Origin of the sequence: Rhodococcus sp. (in: high G+C Gram-positive bacteria), assembly GCF_049286785.1 — a bacterium.
GTDB lineage: Bacteria > Actinomycetota > Actinomycetes > Mycobacteriales > Mycobacteriaceae > Rhodococcus_F.
This window is the reverse complement of sequence record NZ_JBAQEO010000833.1, coordinates 1-2,038: the sequence shown is the minus strand read 5'-3', so window position 1 is coordinate 2,038 and position 2,038 is coordinate 1. Positions and strand designations below refer to the sequence as shown.

General features: G+C 68.4%; 3 protein-coding genes. 2 read left to right on the top strand and 1 reads right to left on the bottom strand.

Features of this window, described 5'->3' with window-relative positions:
- Positions 1–836, top strand: an 836-nt coding sequence (locus WAW17_RS29940; protein ID WP_422336480.1) for an ABC transporter ATP-binding protein, incomplete at its 5' end; no start/stop codon positions are given.
- 1 nt (position 837) lies between these two features.
- Positions 838–1,575, top strand: coding sequence for an ABC transporter permease (locus tag WAW17_RS29935; RefSeq protein WP_422336479.1), 738 nt, complete (start codon positions 838–840; stop codon positions 1,573–1,575).
- Between the two features lie 103 nt (positions 1,576–1,678).
- Here the strand turns inward: WAW17_RS29935 and WAW17_RS29930 are convergent.
- The coding region (locus tag WAW17_RS29930) for a hypothetical protein (RefSeq protein ID WP_422336478.1) at positions 1,679–2,038 on the bottom strand (360 nt) is incomplete at its 5' end.

Genomic DNA, 2,038 nt, shown 5'->3' with positions numbered 1-2,038 from the left:
GCATCGACCTGACGGTGGACGAGGGCGAGATCGTCGGCGTCCTCGGCCCCAACGGTGCGGGCAAGACCACCGCCGTCGAGTGCATCGGCGGCCTACGCACCCCGGACGCGGGCAGCATCCGCGTCGCCGGCATCGACCCCACCTCCCATAACCCCCAACTGCGTCAGATCCTCAGCATGCAACTGCAGCAGTGCCAGCTGCCCGCCAAGATCACCACGGCCGAGGCCATCGACCTGTTCGCCGCCTTCTACCCCAACCCCCGCCCCACCGACGAACTGCTCGAGCGATTCGGTCTCACCTCGCAGCGTGACCAGCGCTTCGAGAAGCTGTCCGGCGGCCAGCAGCAGCGGCTGTCGGTGGCGCTTGCCCTCGTCGGACGCCCCAAGGTCGCCATCCTCGACGAACTGACCACCGGCCTCGACCCGGCCGCCCGCCGCGACATCTGGACCTATCTCGAACAACTGTCCGCCGACGGGACGACGATCCTGTTGGTCACCCACTCGATGGAGGAGGCCCAGTACCTGTGCGACCGGGTCTACATCATCGACTCCGGGCGCGTGGCCTCCCAGGGCACCCCCGATGAGTTGTCGGCGGCCGGCGGCGTCCAGACCATCAGCTTCATCCCGTCGGCCCCGGTGCCCCTGGATGAATTGCGGGCGCTGCCCGGCGTCGTGAGCATCCACCAGGACCATGACCGGATCGTGGTCGAGGGGGACGCCGGTACGCCGCAGGCCGTCCTTTCGGCGTTGATCGGTTTTGGCGTCACCGCCGACCAACTCCGGGTGACCGGGCCCACCCTCGACGACGCGTATCTGCGTCTCACCCAGGAGGACTGAGATGACCGCCACCACGGCCCTGTTCCGCAATGAACTGCGCCTCACGTTGCGCACCCCCGCGATGGTCATCTGGACCGTCGTGATCCCGGTCGTCGCGATGATCGTCATGTGCTTCATCCCCGACGCACGGCAACCGCTGGCCGCATTTGGTGGGCTGAGCGTCATCGAGTCGTACCAGCCCACACTGGTCGTCTTCGCGTCCTCGATGCTCACGCTGCAGATGATGCCGATGATCCTGGGCAACTACCGCGAACTCGGTTTCCTTCGCCGGCTGCGCACGACCCCGGCGCACCCGGGCAACCTGCTCGCGGCCGTGCTGGCGCTGATCCTGGCCGTCACCCTGCTGGTGGGCCTGTTCCTGAGCACCCTGCCGCTCCTGTTCGGGGTCGGATCGATCGGCCGGCAGGCGCTGGTCGTGCTGCTGCTCATCCCCTGTGCGGCCGCCTTCCTGGGTGTCGGTGCACTGCTGGCCGCGGTCATCCCCAATCCTCGGGTCGCCAGCGGTGTGGGCAGCGCCGTGGCCGCGGTCATGTGGTTCGCCGCCGGCATGTGGTTCCCCCGCGCCCAGTTCCCGGATTGGCTGGCAAGCGTGGCCGACTGGACGCCGGGCGGCGCGGCAGCGTTCCTGCTGACCAGCGCGGCCACCGGCGCCTCGATCGGCTGGCAACCCTTCGTCTGCCTGCTGGCCTGGACTGTCATCGGGTTCGCCGTCGCGACCCGGACCTTCCGATGGGAATGACCGCGACGCCGCTGCTGACGCCCCCGATAAATGACCGGGCCTGTGAGGCTTCCGGTACCGGCGGCCGCCCACCGAGCGTCACGGGTGCACGCGAATGGCGCCCCTACCGGGGCCACATGGCCCGTTGTTGAAGACTGCGCTCGGTCGAGAGGAGGTCATGTCCCGGGAACAGCTGCAGGGAACTGCCGTTCACGTACTCGAAGAGTTCGCGGACTAGCAGGCCACACCACACCGGATCGCTTTTCCGCTGGCCGGCCCGCCCCCCCGCCGCCTGCGCCTGCGCCTGCTCGGCGTCGTACCGGTCGCGCTCTGCGGCGCGCTGAGCACTGGCCGTGAGGGCCTCTTCGATATGAACCACCATCTCGTCCGGTGGAATCGACTCATCGACCACGTCGCGCACCTCGACCTTTACCCGGCGCGCCTGCACAGTGACCTGGACATAGATACGGGGGGACCTGGACAT

What these genes read in the sequence shown, in the direction of transcription:
- WAW17_RS29935 (WP_422336479.1), top strand. Translation starts at nt 838, where the DNA reads ATGACCGCCACCACGGCCCTGTTCCGCAATGAACTGCGCCTCACGTTG.